General features: G+C 70.1%; 13 protein-coding genes. 8 read left to right on the top strand and 5 right to left on the bottom strand.

Annotated elements, in window-relative coordinates; translation table 11 throughout:
- Nucleotides 1-28 precede the first annotated feature (28 nt).
- Nucleotides 29-2,452 (top strand): PAS domain-containing protein, encoded by a 2,424-nt coding sequence (locus CMC5_RS39920; protein ID WP_050435324.1) that lies wholly within the window; start codon nt 29-31, stop codon nt 2,450-2,452.
- Between the two features lie 48 nt (nt 2,453-2,500).
- Here CMC5_RS39920 and CMC5_RS39915 read toward each other — a convergent pair whose 3' ends face one another.
- Nucleotides 2,501-4,189, bottom strand: a complete 1,689-nt coding sequence (locus CMC5_RS39915; RefSeq protein ID WP_245678136.1) for an OmpA family protein — start codon at nt 4,187-4,189, stop codon at nt 2,501-2,503.
- A 98-nt stretch (nt 4,190-4,287) separates the two neighbouring features.
- Between CMC5_RS39915 and CMC5_RS39910 the strand changes: the two genes are divergently transcribed.
- Together CMC5_RS39910 and CMC5_RS39905 are read left to right on the top strand one after the other, a co-directional pair.
- Nucleotides 4,288-6,669 (top strand): FecR family protein, encoded by a 2,382-nt coding sequence (locus CMC5_RS39910; RefSeq protein WP_156339234.1) that lies wholly within the window; start codon nt 4,288-4,290, stop codon nt 6,667-6,669.
- Nucleotides 6,666-8,714 (top strand): serine/threonine-protein kinase, encoded by a 2,049-nt coding sequence (locus CMC5_RS39905; protein ID WP_050435322.1) that lies wholly within the window; start codon nt 6,666-6,668, stop codon nt 8,712-8,714. Before CMC5_RS39910 ends, CMC5_RS39905 begins: the two co-directional genes overlap by 4 nt.
- A gap of 352 nt (nt 8,715-9,066) precedes the next feature.
- Here CMC5_RS39905 and CMC5_RS39900 read toward each other — a convergent pair whose 3' ends face one another.
- Nucleotides 9,067-9,558, bottom strand: coding sequence for a hypothetical protein (locus tag CMC5_RS39900; RefSeq protein ID WP_156339233.1), 492 nt, complete (start codon nt 9,556-9,558; stop codon nt 9,067-9,069).
- A gap of 1,024 nt (nt 9,559-10,582) precedes the next feature.
- Here CMC5_RS39900 and CMC5_RS39895 point away from each other — a divergent pair.
- A complete protein-coding gene (locus CMC5_RS39895; RefSeq protein WP_156339232.1) occupies nt 10,583-10,834 on the top strand; it encodes a hypothetical protein in 252 nt (83 codons plus the stop codon).
- 170 nt (nt 10,835-11,004) lie between these two features.
- On the opposite strand, the gene CMC5_RS49340 is transcribed toward CMC5_RS39895, so the two are convergent.
- Nucleotides 11,005-11,181, bottom strand: coding sequence for a type II toxin-antitoxin system RelE/ParE family toxin (locus tag CMC5_RS49340; protein ID WP_082363267.1), 177 nt, complete (start codon nt 11,179-11,181; stop codon nt 11,005-11,007).
- 242 nt (nt 11,182-11,423) lie between these two features.
- Between CMC5_RS49340 and CMC5_RS39890 the strand changes: the two genes are divergently transcribed.
- The 3 genes from CMC5_RS39890 (at nt 11,424) to CMC5_RS39875 (ending at nt 14,513) form a co-directional block, all read left to right on the top strand.
- The gene (locus tag CMC5_RS39890; protein ID WP_050435319.1) at nt 11,424-11,684 is read left to right on the top strand and encodes a DUF3892 domain-containing protein; all 261 of its coding nucleotides are present in this window, start codon (nt 11,424-11,426) and stop codon (nt 11,682-11,684) included.
- Nucleotides 11,685-12,059: 375 nt separating this feature from the next.
- Entirely contained in the window at nt 12,060-12,803 is a 744-nt protein-coding gene (locus CMC5_RS45530; RefSeq protein WP_156339231.1) for an SH3 domain-containing protein, read from the top strand.
- Between the two features lie 174 nt (nt 12,804-12,977).
- Complete coding sequence (locus CMC5_RS39875) at nt 12,978-14,513, top strand: peptidase M16 family protein (RefSeq protein ID WP_050435316.1); 1,536 nt, start codon at nt 12,978-12,980, stop codon at nt 14,511-14,513.
- 86 nt (nt 14,514-14,599) lie between these two features.
- Here the strand turns inward: CMC5_RS39875 and CMC5_RS39870 are convergent, their stop codons facing one another.
- Nucleotides 14,600-15,379: a hypothetical protein gene (locus tag CMC5_RS39870; protein ID WP_050435315.1), complete on the bottom strand. Its 780-nt coding sequence runs from the start codon at nt 15,377-15,379 to the stop codon at nt 14,600-14,602.
- Between the two features lie 148 nt (nt 15,380-15,527).
- Complete coding sequence (locus tag CMC5_RS39865; protein ID WP_156339230.1) at nt 15,528-16,340, bottom strand: hypothetical protein; 813 nt, start codon at nt 16,338-16,340, stop codon at nt 15,528-15,530.
- 383 nt (nt 16,341-16,723) lie between these two features.
- Here CMC5_RS39865 and CMC5_RS39860 point away from each other — a divergent pair, with 383 nt between their 5' ends.
- Nucleotides 16,724-17,410 (top strand): hypothetical protein, encoded by a 687-nt coding sequence (locus CMC5_RS39860; RefSeq protein ID WP_156339229.1) that lies wholly within the window; start codon nt 16,724-16,726, stop codon nt 17,408-17,410.
- The last annotated feature ends 8 nt before the right edge of the window (nt 17,411-17,418 follow it).

Here is a 17,418-nt window from a genome sequence, read left to right as displayed (position 1 = left end):
ACGAGACCCAGGCACTGACGAGGGCTTCGTGTGGCTCATCGTAGACAGCCCAGAGCATGCGCTTCTCGTCCGTGATCTGTTGACCGCGGAGCACGGCTTCGAGGTGCTCCACGACGCTCGGCGTGCGCTCCAGCTGCTCGAGCGGGACGAGGCACCCGCCCGCCTCATCGTCCACGCCGACGCGCCCGACCCCTCCATCGTCACCCTTTGCCAGCGCGTCCGCGCCTCGCGCGACCGCGCCACCTTGCCCCTCCTCGTCCTCCTCTCGCCGGGCGCGGACGCGCTGCGCCTGGAGGCCCTCCGCGCTGGCGCCAACGACGCCGTGGTGGCGCCCCTGTCCGCCGCCGAGCTGCACGCCCGGGTGGATGTCCTCCTCGACACCGCCCGCGCTCACGCCGCCGTCACCGTCGAGAGAGACCGGATCGCACAGCAGCAGCGCGAGGATCAGCAAGGAGAGATCCACTTCCGCGCCGTCGCCGACGACGCGCCGGCCATGCTCTGGATCACCCGGCCCGACAGCAAGTGCGTCTACATGAGCCGCGGCTGGTACGAGTTCACGGGCCAGACCGAGGACGCCGGCCTCGGCTTCGGCTGGCTGGACGCCATCCACCCCGACGAGCGCGCGAAGGCCTCGGAGGCCTTCCTCCTCGCCGCCGAGCGCCGGGTCCCCTTCACCATCGACTACCGCCTGCGCTGCAAGGACGGCCGCTACCGCTGGGCCATCGACGCCGGGCGACCCCGCTTCGGCTCCAGTGGCGAGTTCCTCGGCTTCATCGGCTCCATCATCGACATCAACTCCTGGAAGGAAGCCGAGGCCGAGCTGCGCGACGCCAAGGAGCGCCTCCGGGAGGCCGTCGACGCCGCCGAGTTCGGCACCTGGCGCATCGACCTCGTGCGCGGCATCGACAACCGCGACGCCGGCTTCAACCGCATCCTCGGCCTTCCCGCCGAGGACACCGCCTCCACCGTCTTCGAGGTCTTCTCCAGCACCCACCCCGACGACCTTGCCGCCGCGCAGGCCACCTGGGACCGCGCCCTGCGCGAGTGCGGCGTCTACGAGATCGTCCACCGCATCATCCGCCCCGACGGCGCCGTCCGCTGGATCCGCAACCGTGGCCAGGTCCTCACTGGCGACGGCGGGCGCCCCGTCACCGCCACCGGCACCGTCATCGACATCACCGAGCAGAAGCAGAGCGAGCTGGAGCGCGAGGTCCTCCTCGAGAGCGAGCGCGCCGCGCGCGCCGAAGCCGAGCGCGCCAGCCGCACCAAGGACGAGCTCGTCGCCGTCGTCTCCCACGAGCTGCGCACCCCCCTCAACGCCATCCTCGGCTGGGCCCAACTCCTCCGGCGCCCCACCCGCCTCCCCGAGCAGATCGACAAGGGCCTCGAGGTCATCGAGCGCAACGCCCGCATGCAGGCGCAGCTCGTCTCCGACCTCCTCGACGTCAGCCGCATCGTCACCGGCAAGCTCCACGTCGAAGTCCTCTCCATCGACCTCGAAGCCGTCGTCCACGCCGCGCTCGACGACCTCCGCGCCCCCGCCGCGGCCAAGGGCATCACCCTGCGCGCGCGCATCGAGCCCATGGACGTCCCCGTCCAGGGAGACGCCAACCGCCTCCAGCAGGTCGTCGTCAACCTCGTCTCCAACGCCATCAAGTTCACGCCCCGCGGCGGACTCGTCGACCTCGTCCTCGAACGCACCGGCGCCTGGGTCGAGCTGCTCGTCCGCGACACCGGCCAGGGCATCGCGCCCGAGATCCTCCCTCACATCTTCGACCGCTTCCGCCAGGCCGACTCCTCGACCGCGCGTCGCCACGGCGGCCTCGGCCTCGGCCTCTCCATCGTCAAGCACCTCGTCGAGCGCCACGGCGGCCGTGTCCGCGCCGAGAGCAACGGCGACGGCCAGGGAGCCACCTTCAAGGTCGAGCTTCCCTGCGAGGTCATCGCGCCCCTGTCGTCCCCCCACAGCGTCCGCCCCCCGCGCCCGCGCGGTGAGCGCACCAGCCTCGAAGGCGTCAAGGTGCTCATCGTCGACGACGAGCCCGACGCCCTGGAGCTGACCCGCCGCGTCCTCGAAGAGCAGAACGCCACCGTCACCACGGCGCTCTCCGGCGCCGAGGCCCTCAAGGCCTTGCGCGCCGACCCCCCGCACGTCCTCGTCAGCGACATCGGCATGCCCGGCATGGACGGCTACACCCTCATCCGCGAGGTCCGCGCCGACGAGCGCGCCGCCGTGCGCGACATCCCGGCCCTCGCCATGACCGCCTTCGTCCGCGCCGAGGACCAGCGCCGCGCCCTCGATGCCGGCTTCCACGCCCACATGGCGAAGCCCATCGAACCTGCCGAGCTCGTCGCCATCGTCTCCAACCTCGCCCCTGACGACGTCGCCCCCTGCAACGACGACGACCGCGACGGCGGGACCCGACGAGAGCGAGCCCCCGACCCCTCCTGACCCGACGCACGGCGCAGGGCATCCACCCACCGCCCCACGCTCGGCCCTTCAGTCCTCCACGGGCCCGTCACGCCACCCGGCGGCGCCTTCGGTCGTCCTCCGCCGGATCTGGAACTCCACCCGCCGGTTCTTCGCCCGCCCTCCCGCCGTCGCGTTGTCGGCGATGGGCCGCCTCGGCCCGAACCCGCGTGCCTCCAGCCGCCGCGCGTCCACCCCGTGCTCGATCAACCACGTCACCACCGAGAGCGCCCGACGCCGTGACAGATCCAGGTTCGGCTTCTCGGCCCCCTGCGCGTCCGTGTGCCCGTCCACCGCCACCCGCGCGATCTCCGGGTGCTCCCCCAGCGCCCGCGCCACCTGCTCCAGCACATCGAAGCTCTCTTGCAGGATGTCGGCCTTCCCCGTCGCGAAGTTCACCTGCTGCAAGATCACGATCTGCGACGACTCCACCCGCACCGCGCGCGGGCACCCGTTCGTCTGCGGATCTTGCGTCGCCTCGCCGCGCTCGGCGGGGCAGGCATCGAGCGCGTCCACGATCCCGTCGCCATCGCTGTCGGGTGGACAACCGTGGCGCGCCTCCTCCGTGCTCGCCACGCCGGCCTCCGTCGGACAGCGATCGTCGGCATCCGCGATCCCATCGCCGTCCTGATCGGGCGGACAACCCCGCCGCGGCGGCTGATCCACGCCCACCTGCGTCGGGCACACGTCGTCCGCGTCCATCACCCCGTCGCCGTCCTGATCCTGCCCTGCGCTCGCGGCCCCCTCGCCGCCTGTCGACCCCTTCCGCTGCTCGTCCGCGCGCCCCTTCCCCTCCTCCGGTCGACCCGCCGACCCGTGCGCCAGCGCGCCGTCCGCCTTCCCGCCACCCAGCAGCTCCCCCGCCACGCTGATCGCGCCGAACACCCGGAACGCGGGCGTCCCTGGTGTGCGCCCCAGGCCTGGTCCACCCCCCGCGCCGAACGTCACCGGACCCACCGTGTAGCGTGCCCCCAGCAACGCCTCTGCGCTGAACCCTTGCCGCACCTGCCCATCGGCCAGGCTCCCCGTGCTGGCCGCCACCAGGATCTCTGGCCCCACCTGCAGCCCACCGAACCGGAGCGCGGCCGCTGCCCCCCCGAACGTCTCGCTCCCCGTCAAACTGTTCTCGGAGCGCGGCGAGAGCCGCCCACCGACCGTCACCGACCACAGCCAGCGCGTGTGGTCGCCCCCCACCACCAGCGCTGGAGCAAAGCGCGCAGAATCGGCGCCGGCGAATGCCCGACCACCGGCCGTCGGGAGCCATACCGACAAACGCAGCGCCGCCGCCGGATAGCCACCCTCCTGAGCGAGCAGCGCGACCCGCGCCCCCACCCGCAGATCCCCCACGCTCGCCCCTGAAGGCGCCACCACCGAGCGCCCGCCGAGTTCACCCGACGTCCCACCCTGCTCGAGCAGCAACGGCAGATCCAGATCCACCTTCACCCGCTCGAACAGCTCCACGCTCGCCAGCGCGTGCAGCACGAGCTGCCGGCTCACCCACGAAAGCGCTTCCTCATCGCTTTCACGTCGAAGCGAAAGCGGTTGGTGCGCATAGCTTATCGCTGCAGCGCCCGCGGCCTGGAGGTGCCCTGGCACCCCAGCGGAGGGCACCGTGAAGAATGCATCGCCTGCGGGAGCGGGGTCGAAGCGATCGAGCGCCGTGGACTCTTGCCCGTGCGCCGTCGCGCCGCCGAGCATCGCTGCCGCGCACGCTGCCACGCATTTTACGCGGGCCGGCCAATGCGCCATGGCTCTTTCGTAGGTCATCCGCCCCTGCCTTGCAATGCTCATCTCGATCCGATAGTTTCCACGCTTCCGTGGCTTCACCGAGAGGCGTATCGACTGCGCTCGCCGCTGCCGCCTTGCTGGGCCACGCCACCGCTGCGTCTGCGGCGGAGCCCACGGCCGGTTATCCCGAACCCGTCATCCAATGGGGCGTCCAGAAGGGCGAGACCTGTGACGATATCGCCAAGGTCGTCTATGGCTCTGCCAAGCACGTCGCCCTCTTGCACCGTTATAACCGTATCGGCTGCGGACCTGCGACCCCGCTCCCCGAGGGCCTGACGCTCGTCCTGCCGGCCACGGTCACCAGCATCCCGGACGCCCGCATCAAGGGCGCCTACCCCGAGGTCAAGGCCAAGCCGCCAGGCGGCGCCTGGGTCACCGCGGCGCCCGGCATGCCCCTCGGCTCCAACGCCAGCGTGAACACCCTCGACGCGGGCCGCGCCGACATCGAGTTCATCGATCGCACCCGCCTCGTCCTTTCCCCGCGCACCCTGGTGGTCATCTACGGCACCGCCAGCCGCTCGCGCGTCTCCCGCGCCCCGCCCGCCGCCGTCGAGCTCGAAGACGGCGAAGTGAAGGCCGCCCTCTCCGCGCTCCGCGGTGGCGCCGGCGCCTCGGGCCGCGCGTCCGACCGGACCCCTCTCGCCACGGTCGAGGTCGACATCAAGGGCGGCGGACGCATCAGCGCCAGCTCGCGCGACACCGTCGTGCAGCGCAAGGGCGAGCGCACCACCGTCGCCGTCTTCGACGGCAAGGCCGGCGTCAGCGCCTCCGGCCGCACGGTGGAGGTCCCGCGCAACCACGGCACCCGCTTCACCCCCGCCACCCCGCCCGCGCCTCCGCGCCCCCTCCCGCCTGCGCCCGCCTGGGCCACCGGCCAGGGCCCGGACATCTTCCTCACCGAGGGCGACGCCGGCGTCTTCACCGCCTCCTGGAAGCCCGTCCCGCGCGCCACCGCATACCGCGTCGAGATTGCCCGCGACCCCGATTTCAATGACCTCGTGGCCCGCGAAGAGGTCGCCGCCGACGTCCTCGCCTTCCGCGGCGAGCGCCTCCCGCTCGGCGCTTATCACCTCCGCGTCCGCGCCATTGACCAGGAAGAATACCTCGGCATTGCCGCCACCCGCGTCGGCCACCTCCTCCAGGCCACCCAGCAAGGCGGCCAGATCGGCCCCCGCCAGATCGAGGCCAGCCCGTATGGCGTGCTCCGCCTCGGCCCCTCGAATGCCCTCGAAATGGCGCTCGACGATGGCCCCTATGGCCCCCTCGTCGAGCGCCTCGATCTCAAACAGCGACAGCCTGAGGTCATTCACCTCCGCGCGCGTGGCGGCGCCTCGGACGCCTCCCCGGCCGAGCCCACCACCATTCGCCTCGTCTATCGCCCGGTCACCGCCACCATCGACGCGCCCCAGGCGACCCCAGGCGTCCCCCTCCAGATCCTGGTGCGTCTCACGGGCGCCAGCGGCCTCGACGTCCCCACCCGCGTCGCCCCGCAGCTTCGCGTCCACATGCCGGATGGCGTGCGCACCCTCCCGCTGGACCCGACCTCGCGCGCGGCCGACGTCGCCACGTTCACGGCGACCCTTCCCTTGCCGGCGTCGCTCGCCGCGCCCGTCCGCATCGACGTCATCGACGACCGCGGTGCCCTCCTCGGCACCACCCACGTCGAACCCCTGGCCCGACCCGAGCCCCCGCCCCCCCCGGTCCCGAAGCGCGAGCCCCCGCCGCCCGTGCTCGGCGCCTGGATGCCCATGCTCGGCGTCTCCCCCGTGCTCGACACCCTCTGGCTCCCCCCGACCCTTCCGAATGCCGCCGCGGCTGGCGCCGCCATCGGCCGCACGGACGCGGGATGGGTCGGCCAGGGCCAGGCCCGCGTCACCGGCTCCTTCGGCCCCGTCGGCTTCGACGCTGCCCTCCGCTCCACCGCCATCGGCGACAGCACCCTCGGCAGCAACGGCTGGGCTGGCGTCCGCATGCGCGTCGTCCGCCTCGAAGGCTCATCGTTCGAGCTCGCCCCTGCCGTGCGCGTCGGCTTCCCCTTGACCGACGCCGGCCCGGCCACCCGCCTCGAACCCTCCCTCGCCGCCGCAGGTGCCCTCGGCCAGTTCTCCTGGCTCGCCAATGCTGGCCTCCGCCTCCGCCTCCAGACCGACGACACCGCCACCATCCCCTCCATCCACGGCTTCCTCCTCGCTGGCGCCACCTACGAGCCCATCTCCTGGCTCCGCCTCCACAGCGCCGTCGACGCCCACCTCCTCCAGGGCGACGCCGTGCGCGTCGGCTTTGGCCTCGGCCTCGAAGCAGGCGGCCCCGCCTTCGTCGGCGCCACCGTCCGCCTCGGCCAGGGAATCGACGAAGGCCAGGGCCTCTTCACCGGCCAGCTCACCCTCGGCCTCCGCCAGCGCGCCCCATGACCCCTCCGCCGGACGACGACGCGCCCCCCGACAGCGGTGACCGCCCCGCGCCTGCGACCCTCCAGCGCGCCCCCGCGCGCCCTCTCGCGGTGCCTCCCGGCCCGGCGCCTCACCCGCGCCCCACGCCGCCCGCGCCTGCCACCTTCCTTCGCGGCCCCCACCCGCCGCCCGCGCCGCCCGCGCCGCCCGCGCCGCCCGCGCCGCCCGCGCCGCCCGCGCCGCCCGCGCCGCGCGAGCCCACGATCCAGCACGCTCACGACGCCGACCTCGCCCTCGAACCCGAGGCCACCCAGCTCCGCTCCCCCCTGCCACCGCCCGTCCAGCAACGCCGCTCCGGCCCTCCCCCGGCCCTCCCCAGCGCGTGGCAGCAAGAGGCCGACGACGTCTACCCCTCGCTCCCCGCCATCCCCACCGACGCCTTCGGCCCCACCATCGCCTCGACCCCACCGCCTGCGGGCCCCACCCCAGCACCGGGCGGCGGCATGACCGTCCTGCGCCGCCTCCCGCTTCCGGCCGCGGTGCCCACCACCCCCGAAGCACTCCCTGCGACCGGCGCCACCCTCCGCTCCAACCAGCGCGACTCCATCCCCCCCGCCCCTGGCCGTGTCCTCTCCGGCCGCTACCGCCTCCTCGACATCCTCGGCGTCGGCGGCATGGGCCGCGTCTACCGCGCCGAGCACCTCCGCATGGGCACCCCGGTGGCCATCAAGATGATGCACGCCCACCTCGCGGCCAGCACCGAGGACCGCCGCCGCTTCCTCCGCGAAGCCCGCGCCGCCTCCTTGCTCCGCCACCCCAACGTCGTCCAGGTCCTCGACGCCGACGAAGACGAAGGCATCGCCTACCTCGTCATGGAGTACGTCGAAGGCAGCACCCTCGGCGCCTGGATCCGCGCGCTCCCCGAGCCACCGCCCCTCGACGAGGCCGTGACCCTCCTCGCGATGATCCTCGACGCCCTCCAGGCCGCCCACGACCACGGCATCGTCCACCGCGACCTCAAGCCCGACAACATCCTGCTCACCCGCATCGGCGACCAGCGCATCGCCAAGGTCACCGACTTCGGCCTCGCCCACCTCGACGACCCGCACGACGACGGCCCGACCCTCACCAAGCGCGACATGATCGCCGGCACCCCGGAGTACATGAGCCCCGAGCAGTGCCGCTCCTTGCAGGTCGGCCCGAGCACGGATCTCTACGCCATCGGCTGCATCCTGACCGTGCTCCTCCAGCGCCGGCCCCCGTTCAGCAGCGGCGCCCCCGTCGAGATCTTCACCAAGCACTTGTTCACCGTCCCGCCGCCCCTGGAGCGCCCCGCCGGCGCCGAGCGGGTGCCAGCGCTCCTCGAGCGACTGCGCCTCGACCTGCTCGCCAAGCACCCCGACCGCCGCCCGCAGACCGCCGCCGAGGCCAGCGCCCGCCTCGCCGAGGCCATGTCCACCACCGCGACCACCGCGCGCTTGCCCGACCGCAAGGAGGCCCTCGTCCCCGGCTCACGCGAAGCCCGCGCGCCGAAGTGGGAAGGCGGCCCGATGACACCGGTTGCTGGCGCGCCTGCTGGAGGTGCTGGGACGCCGGTCACCGGGTCGTCGGGTGCAGCAGCGCTCTCCGAAGGGCAGCGCCCGCGGGTCTCCACGGCACCCGTGCATGCCGCGGATGACGGCTCGCTCGCGCCCGGCGAGACCAGCGCCGTCGCCCTGGTGCGCCTGGGCCCGGCGAGCGCGCACGTGATCGACGAGGGGTGCACCACCGGCCTCGATGCCCAGGGCCTGCGGACCCACCCCCTGCCGAACCTGATCGCGCTGGCCGAGAGCCTGTGCACCGTGGTGCTCCTCGATGCGGGCGCCGACGTCGAGGCGGCCTGCACCTTCTTGCGGAACCTGGCGAACGTCGCACCGAGGATTCGCGCGGTGGTGTGCGCGTCGGGCCTGGGGGCGGACCGGATGGCGTCGCTGGTGGCGGCTGGCGCCGCGGATGTGGCGCGCGCGCCCGTGACGCCGGATGTGCTGGGGCGGAAATTGTGGCGGGTGATCCGGCGGGGAAGGTGATTCGCCGGAGGCGGTGAGAGCCGCGTCCTCAGGGCAGCGTTCTCATCGCGGAAGGCGGGAGTGATTCGCCGGGGAGCCATGAGGGCAGGCCCTGGGAGAGGTGCCGCCATTGGCCACAGGAATCACCGAACCGTGCTGCGACGGTCGAGATGGGATGGGATGGTGAGGAGGGAACAGGAAGTGGGCAGGACGGGGAACGTCGCCGGCTGACGCCAATGCAGTGAAGAATCATCGCCGGCAACGACACCTCAATGCCGCAGCGCTGCCAGCGACGCCCCCATCACAGCGGATTCATTGTGAGGAATGGCCACAACCAGGCGGCCATGCCGTCACGCGAATGCCGCGGTGCGCGCTACTCCTCGGACGCGCCGTCCGCGATTGCGGCGTCTGCGTTCTTCTTGCGCGTCTTCGCCGCCCGGAGGCCCACCTGCGAGTTGTAGGCGACCGTCTTCTCGAAGGGCGCCAGCAGCGATGTATCCTTCCGGCGCGCGGATGACTTCACGGCATCCGCGACCTGACCGATGACGACCTCACGCTCGTGGGCATAGTAGGCGTAGCTCTCGTCGAGCACCTCGCGCCACTTGGCCACCACCGATTGCGCCGCGCGAATCCTGGCGAGATTGTCGTTGCAGGTCGTCAGCTCCTGGTGAAGCTGTGGACCGACCCCTGCTGCGTCCCCGAAGATCGGGAGGCTCTTGGTCAGCTCCGCGAGCACCTCGTGGAGACCCGGCTGCTCTGCGCGCAGCCCGCGCAATGAACCGGGAGCGAGATCGACGAGAATGGGCGCGAGCGCAGTGATGTCGTGCGACAACGGCCCGGCGTACGGCTGAGATAACTTCGCCATGACGGTTTCCTCATTGTGATCGGTCGCGATCGCCATCGAACGCGACCAGGTGCACCCCGAAGGGCGCGTGTGGGTTCAAGCGCACACTCAACGACAGTGTTGAAGTGTACGCGGGAAAGGATGACCACGACGGTGAGAACCGTCAATAGACGCCGCAACTTTCCAGCGTAGTGCCGTCATTTTGGTGAGAGCTGGGCTCACAAAAGAATCTGAAGTCACACCACCGAGCGGGTAGGTGCTGGAGCGTGGGCGATGGCACGGCCTCTGGTTGCCGAATGACAGCGCAATGGTCATGCCACGCCATTGAAGTGCCCTGCCCAAGAGATTTCGAGGAGTTAACCCATCTCCTCCAGGAGATACCCCCCATCTCCTGGAGGAGATGCCCCCCATCTCCTGGAGGAGGTCACCCCTTCTCCTGGAGGATGACGATGCCGACCTGTAGGAGAAGGATGTCGTCCTGGAGGATGTCGTGCTGAACCTCGGAGAGATGGCACGTCATCCTGGAGGACAACGATGTCGTCCTGGAGGAGAAAAGCGCTGTCCTCCAGGACGTCGAGGTAGTCCTCGGAGAGATGGGGGGTCGTCCTGGAGGACAGCGATGCCGACCTGGAGGAGAAGGATGTCGTCCTGGAGGACGTCGAGGTGGACCTCGGGGAGGTGGGATGTCGTCCTGGAGGACAGCGGTGTCGTCCTGGAGGACGTCGCGCTGAACCTGGGAGAGATCACGTGTCGCCTCGCAGGAAGGGAGTGAGACGTAGAGCAGGGCTCTGGCTCTCGTTGTCTCATCCCCCTGGGATAGGACCAAACGGCCAGCGAGCCCTGAATGCCGCGGCCAGGGAGCGCGAGCAGGTCGACCACTGACGGATTGACGTCATCCGGCTCGCGCTCACTCGATACGGCACGTCGTGGCCACGATACGGGCCACTTCTGTCCTCTGCTCGGCCAAGCATGGCCACAGAGCAAGAGCGAAGCGCGACAGAGGCCGTGCCGCGATGAGCATGGTTCCTGCAGTTCCGCCCCTCGTATGAAGAGTTCGAGATTCCACGCCCGTGTCGCACAGATGGAGGAGTCCTCCGAGACCGTCATCGAGCCGGAACTGATGGACGGCGCGCTCTACGTGAACGACGTCCTGAGATTGGCTTCCTTCATCTGCGATGACCTGTTCGGGAAGGGAAACTACGGCGCAAAGCACGTCATCGCGGTCTACGATCGGATCGAGCAAAGACGCACGGAGGCCGTGGAGGGCGACGATCTCTCGGAGCAGGAGGAAGAGTAGGCGTCAGCCGTCACGCGCCATCGTCGTTGCATTCCCTGGTGAACTCGCTTCGGTGGCGCTGGTCGCCAGGAAGGGTTGCAAGGGCACCTGACGGCAGGGCGGGACCCCTCAGCGGTCCTTTCGAGGAGCCAGAGCCAGGTCACGCCCGAGGTGACGTTCGGGATCGGACGTCATTGCGCGACCTCAGGCACGACCCGACCTGCGCGCGGTGCTTCTGCGGCGGCCTGGGCGCATGCTCCGAGACGCTCGACCCCGGCGCGAGCTGCTGCGGAGTTGCCGCGGGCGATGTCATCGCCAATGGCCAGGAGATCGGCGACGGCGTGCCGGGTCCAGCGAATCGTGCTCACGTCAGCTTGGCCGGGGAGCCGAAGCGCGCATTGAACAGCACGCCTGGCCTCGCGCTCGGTCTCTCATGGCATGGGCCACGATTGGCCGTCGTTCGGTCATGGTTGGCGCGAGTGGGTGACCATAGAGGTCGAGATTCTACGGTGTTCAGGGTCATGCCTGGTTGGCATGTCTGTTGTAGGAGCCATCCGGAGTATCGAAGTCGCATTCAGCGGCCTCACTTTCCAGAGGAAATGGGCTCATCATGATTTTCATCACCCACGTTCGCATGGCCAAGGGAACCGAACACGAGCACATCAGTGACGTCAAATGGCGCGATGAGAACGGAAAAATTGGCAGCAATACCGTGAAAGAAATGGTCGACTTGATCAAAAAGAACAAGGTCGTCGTCAACGTGAAGGATGGCGAGAAGATTGTTCCTGTCGTGGTCGTGGACGACTCGTACCTTCGCACGAAGGCCGATGGCAAATTGACCAACAACCTCCTGTCGCTGCCCCGCTTCTGAGCGGCCGGCACACCACGGTGGCGACCCGAGGGGGGGCCATCACGGGTGGCGCCATCGGGGGCCGACGGTGGAACGAAAAGCGCCGCCCAGCTCGTGCTTGACAGCGCGCCACCGTCCTCCCGTACCATCCAGCCATGCCGGGGGGGATGGCAGATGCGTGGGAGGGGAGCGCCTCGCTGACAGCTCGCGAGCTGGCCGCGTGCGTCCAGACCAGGCGTTGCACGCAGCTCCCGCAGACACCGCTCCGAGCGTCGAGGCACGGTGGGTCGGCAGGGCGTGTCCTGCCGCTGGCCTTTCGTGTCCGAGAGCAGGCTCGGGGGCGCCCGGAGACGGGCATGAACAGGAGGGGCTCCGGTGACACGTTATGAAGTGAGGATGGTCGTCGGTGTCGGGGCGCTGATGGTGGGGCTGGTGGGGCTGGTCGTCTGGGGGTTTGCGACATCCATGAACTCCGGGTCGGCGTCGAATTCATCGACATCCGGCCCGCAGGTCGCGTCCGGGAAGGGAATCGCAGCATCGGGCTCCACACCCGTCTCGTCGGCCGGGCTCGTGGTGCCCGTCCCCGGCAACACGTCGGCGCCCTTGCGCAATGGTCCCGGGTTCGGGAGCCAGGTGTTGAAACAATTCCCCTCGGGGACACGGGTCGTGGCGCGGCGCTTTCAGGAGACGCCCGGGAAGAACACGCCAGACCGCTGGTACGAGGTCGCGCTCGCGGCGGATGCGTCGGTGACCGGGTGGATGCATGGCGACGTACTCCAGTTCCAGCAGGAGCCAGCGAACAAGCCCGCGAGCGTCGCGGCTCCTCAAGGGCGCGCCGCAGAGACCACGGATCTGCCGCCCGAGGACGTCGGACTCGTGGATACGCGCCGTGGCTGGGAATGGTCGGACCGGTGCTGGCGCAATCTCCAGGCGGGCAACCTTCGCTGGGCACGTAATGAGTGCATGATGGGGATGAACCTGCCCGCAGACTCGCCAGCGCCCATGTCGTCGCTGCTCTACAACCTCGGCCTGATCGAGGAGCGCGAAGGGGCGAAGGCGCGCAGCGCGGAGTACTTCAAGCGCTCGCTGGCGCTGCGCGAGCACCCCGAGGTGCGGGCGGCGCTGCTGCGCGTCGAGTAGTCCTGGGGGCTGTCGGCTCGGGGCGTTGGTGACCTCATGCGCTCCTCGCAGGGTCATGCTCGCGGTGGCGTGGCCAATCCCGCCTCGTGTCGGCGCGGATGCGGCGGAACGCCGATACCGCGGAGAAAGCCCCTGCCGGGTGCGGGATGCGGGATGACGTGAGAGAATCGAGCGATGGCGCGCATGGGGTTGTGCATGGTGGTCGCACTGGGGCTGAGTGGGTGCGGCTCGGTGAGTTCGGAGCAAGCGCTGCCGGCTTCCCCACCCGCGAGTGCGCCCCAGGGGGTGGTGCGTGGAGAGGCGGCCGTCGCGGGGGGCGGTGCGTCCCGTGACGCGCGGCCGTCGGTCCCGCCGCTGAAGTCGCTGGTGGCGCCGCGTGTGGAGGCGTTCAGGTCGGCCAGCGGGCATCGGGTGTTCGTCGTGGAGCGCGACGAGGGGCCCCACGTGCACGTCATGGCCCGGCTGCAGTGGCCTGCCAGCGCGTACAAGGCCGAGCTGATCACCGGGGGCCTGCTGCTCGAGGCGACCCGTCCGGGCAGCGCGCGCACGGTCTTCAGCGAGCTGCTGGAGCTGGAAGCCAGGCCGTCGGTGAATGCGGAGGCCGAGGTCGCGCTCGTGAGCGCGACGTTGAGCAGGGACTCGCTGGCGCAGGGGCTGCGAGCGCTCCTCGGCGCGTTCTCGGCAGCGGCGCGGGTCTCGCCCGAGGCCTTCGAGCAGAAGCGCAAGGAGCGGCTCGGCCACCTGGCGCAGGAGAGGCTATCGACCGACATGATGCGCTTGATCGACGAAGGCCTGTTCGGGCCGACGCATCCGTACCAGCAGCTCGCGCGGGAGGAGACGGTGCTGCGGAGCTTGAAGCTCGCCGACGTGCAGCGGGTGCGCGAGGCCCAGCTCCAGCCGGAAGCGCTGCGCTTGGTGCTCGTGGGCGATGTCTCGGCGGCGGAGGTGCAAGCGACGCTGGCGTCGCTCGGCGAGGCGGGGAGGCCGGCGTCCGCCACGGCGGCAACGAAAGCGGCGGCCCCGAAGGCCTCGGCTCCGCGCACGCCGCTCGTCCGGGGTGCAGCGCTCATCGAGGAGCCCGGGGCGACGTATGCCGACGTGGCGGTGGTCTTGCCCCTCCAGGGGTACGCCGCGATCCCCGCGCCTCTCGTGCGGGGGGGGCAACACGCGATCGTGGAGCTTCTCTCGAATGCCGTGTTCCCGTGGTCCGAGGGGAAGAAGGCGCAGCTGATGGTGGGGAACGCTCATCGTGAGGAGCATTCGTTCCTCATCGTGGGCGCCAGGGTGCTGCCTGACGCCGTGGTGGACTTCGTGAAAGCGGTGCGGGGCGTGATGGCGTCGGTGGCGAAGGCCGTGCAGACCGAGGAGGTGCTGCAGCGGATGCAGCGCGACGTCGGGGAGTATGCATCCGAAGTTCTCAAGCACGGCCCGGCGCTCGCAACGACGCTGGCCCTGCTGGAGGATCCCGCGTCGAACCTGGAACGCACGCTGGCCGACCACGATCCGGCGCAGGGACTCACGCCGGAGGTGCTGCGTGAGCGGGCGCTGGCGTGGTTGCGCTGGGATCAGGTCCGGGTGGTGGCGGCGGGGAATGTCGCCGGGAGCGAGAAGGCGCTCGTCGATCTCGGGTTCGAGCCGGTGACCCTGCGCACGCGCACCCTCACCCCCAGGCGCAAGGCGGCTGGCGAGAGCTTCGCGGCGTCGGAGTGAGGGGGGCAGGTCCTCGCAAAGCTCGGCGATGCCTGCCGCGTCGAGCCCTTCCACGCGCATCCCATTGCCGCCCGGGTCCTGCCACGTCACGGGCCGGCGGCGCTCGGGGCGATCTCCGTGCTGGTGTGCACGGTGATGCCTACGGGATCGGGGGCAGAGACCACCTCCACCGTGCAGTTCGCCGCGCCCTCGCAGGTGATGACGGGTCGCTTGCCACCCCCGAACTGTGGCCCCACCCGGTACGCGCCGGAGGGAAGGCTCGGCATCTGGAAGGAAACCGCTCGCCCTCGAAGGTGGAGGTCCTTTCCCGTGACCACCGCCACCCGTCGCTCAGGACCGTAGATGGAGACCTCCAGCGCGGGGTGCCAGGTCAGCGGTGGATCGCCCTCCGGACCGAGGTGGAGCGTGACCCACTCACCCGGCGCGACCGAGGAGGGCTCCACCTTCAGCCAGCGAGCGGCGCGCACGTTGATGGCCTTCACCACGAGGACGCGCTCGCCGTCCGTCACGTCGATCTGGGTGGTCGCCGCGTCGGCGAGCGGCTTCAGTCCCTCGATCCTGAAGGAAGCGATGCTGCAACGCTGGCCCGTCGCTTCGAGCTGGATGCCAGAGATGACCCTGGGCTTCGCTGGTGCCCCGCGTACCACCACCTTCATCGGTATGCCATCGACGGTGGCCAGCACCTGCGGCCCGAAGATCTCGCAGCTGGGGGGGTCACGCTCGTCGTCGACGCCGAGGTCGATCCGCACCGTTTCGCCGACCGGGACGACCATCACGTTCGCCGTCTTCACCCCCCGCTGGGCGCACCCCGCTCCAAGGAAGGCCAGGGTCGACAGGGCGAGGGGAAGGTGCCGAGGGATCCGCATCTCGATGACCCTGCGTGACGTGCCTGCGCGTCGTTGATTCAAATGACCTGGGCCCAGGCAGGGCACGAGAGCACGCGCTGCCCCGCCGGACACGCCATCCCGACGTGCATCACGTCGTGGAGACCACGAGGGCTGCGAAAGCGCTGTGTCAGCTCTGGTGGATCTCGATCCGTCGATCGAACCCGTTCGCTGGCGTCAGGGTCAAGGGGATCCCCGCGTTGCTCACGGTGCCCCCCGGGGTGTTGCCGGCAGACGGTAGACACGTCGCGCCCACCATCACGGGTGGCACGGCGACGGTGAAGGGCAGCCTCGTGACCGAGTTCAGGCTCGTTCTCGGGAGACTCGCGAGGAACGGAGGGACCATGGGGTTCTGGAGGTTCGTCGGCTTCTTGATGGAGACGGCGCGGACGGTCACCCGGACGAACTCGGTGGCATAGCTGTAGAGGTTGGTCTGGTTGGTCGACGTCGGATGGGACCAGGGGGCCACTGCGCACTCCGCGAGGTACTCCAGACCGTACCAGTCGTCTCGGTAGCCGCCGTTCTCGTACTGGTGGCTCGCCGTGAGGTAGTTCTTCACGAACTGCTCGACGGTCTTGTGGTTCGAGTTCGCGGTCGAGGTGAGCGGCGTCAGGTTCGACCAGTTCGCGCCGGAGCCATTCCATTCACCATTGACCAGATGCCCTCGGATCCACTTCTGGTTGAGATCCTGGACGAAGGTTTCATTGGGCCGACCCCTCGGGTCCGGTGGCCAGGGCTGGTTCCAGCCAGGGCCGACGGCCGTCGGACCATTGCCCGGGGAGCTGCCGCCCGGCATTGCCAGATCCGGCCCGAGGAGGGCATAGCCCCAGGTGCCGCCCATGGATACGCCGTAACGCTGGCTGAGAGGGCCATTGTTCAGATTGACGGTGGTGAACAGCAGGGCATCCACCTGCCACCGCCCATTGTAAGAGACTCGGCTCATGATCCTTCTCCTCTCTGGGTATCGAACACCAGGGTGCGGAAGCGACGCTCGTGTCGCCCGGATGCCCGACCTCGGAGCAAACCACGGACCAGGGTTGATGAATGGGTTGCAGCCATGCCCGGGGTCCGGGTCAGAGCGCTGCTCGACCGGGGCGCCGGCAAGAATCGTTCGTTTCTGACCATCGCCACGGCCGAGAACGACAGGAGAAGGTCATCTGCTGCTGCTCCAACGAGGCCGTCGAGAGGGGGGGCGCGTCCCGCTCGGACGCGCTGCGTCCCTCCCAGACACCGCACCACGCTCCGGGCAGGACACGCCAGAGACGCTGGCGGCGTCATTCACGCGTCATTCGCACGTCCACCGCCGCGAGGGGTATGCTGGGGTTCATGCGTCCGTGGACCCTCGCCTTCGCATTCCTGACCGGGTGTGCGATCACCAATCCTCCCGGCTGGGAGATGCGCTCCGAGCCGCCGGAGCGGATCGAGGCGACGCCCTGGGTCCCGTACGGCAGTGCGCCCGTGAGCTGGGATCTTCGTGGTGGCGACAAGATCCTGGTCGACGTCCAGAAGGGCACGGTGATTTCCGGGATGGGCATGTACCACGCCGACCTCCGCTTCAAGGTGGCGTATGCGAGCGAGCCTTCGGCGAGCATCACGTGTGCGACCGAGCCTGCGGGGCCCGATGTGCCGCGGACCCGCTTCGGGTGCTGGTCGGCTGAAGGGGCGGCCGAGCCGCTGACGTTCTGGATGGCGCCGGGCGTCGACTGCCCAGCTCGGCACGCGGCCGTCACGAAGACGTTGACCACGCCAGAATGCTGGCATGGCGTGCTGACCCTTCCTGATCGGACCCTCCAGCTCCGGCATGGGATCATGCCGTCGATGGGATCGCCCATCGGCCGCGTCTCGTGGGTCTCGGCCAAGGGCGATCCGCTGCTCGTGGCAGACATCGTCGTGACGCTATGGATCGAGCTGTTCGATCCTCGGGGCGGGCCGCGTGTCGACCAGGGGCTGCGGCGAAAGCTCACCCTCCTGACGGTGGCCTTGCACTGGTGGGAGCACGCGAGCTCGGACTGAGGTCGAAC

The organism is Chondromyces crocatus (genome assembly GCF_001189295.1).
Lineage (GTDB): Bacteria > Myxococcota_A > Polyangia > Polyangiales > Polyangiaceae > Chondromyces > Chondromyces crocatus.
This window is presented reverse-complemented; position numbering and strand designations above follow the sequence as displayed.